This window comes from Roseisolibacter sp. H3M3-2, assembly GCF_029211165.1.
Classification (GTDB): Bacteria; Gemmatimonadota; Gemmatimonadetes; order Gemmatimonadales; family Gemmatimonadaceae; genus Roseisolibacter.
On record NZ_JARGEK010000785.1, the window covers coordinates 1 to 598 of the forward strand.

The following is a 598-nucleotide window of genomic DNA, read 5'->3' on the forward strand; positions in this document are numbered from 1 at the left end:
CGCCCGGCCCGCTGGTCCCCGGCCGGCGAGGCGTGGGGGCGCGTCGCGGCCCGCGACAGCGTCACCTGGCGCGTGCTGCTGCGCGACACCGACGTGCGCGACGTCGCGTCGGCGCGCGGCACGGCGGGCCCCGACGGCGAGCTGCGCGTCGTGATGCGGCCGACCGCGGCGGGGTGGCTCACCGGCACCGTGACCATCGAGCCCGACGAGCTGCGTGGCAACGACGTGCGCCACTTCGCCGCCCCCGCCGGCGAGGCGCCGACGGTGCGCGCCGACCCGACCGCCGTCCCCGGCGGCGCCAGCGCGCTCGACGCGCTGCGGCAGGCGGGGCGCGTGCGCGACGGCTCGGCGGTCGGCGGGGTCGTGATCGGCGAGCCCGGGTTCGCCGCCCGCACCCCGGCGCTCCTCGTCGCCCTCGCCGACCCGGCGCAGCTCGGCGCCGCCAACCAGGCGCTGGCGCGCCTCGGCGTGCCGTGGCGCTTCGGCGCCGCCGCCAGCGCGTCGCGCGCGCGGCTCGAGGCGCTCGTCGGCGCCGACTCGGCGATCGTCGCCGCCGTCGCGCGCCGCTGGCGCCACGTCCCGCAGGGCGGCGCGGCGG

At 82.6% G+C, this 598-nt stretch carries 1 protein-coding gene; it reads left to right on the plus strand.

Annotated features, from left to right (window positions below; translation table 11 throughout):
- Positions 1 to 598 (plus strand): hypothetical protein (locus tag PYV61_RS26395; protein ID WP_275836868.1); only part of this gene is annotated, 598 nt, incomplete at both ends.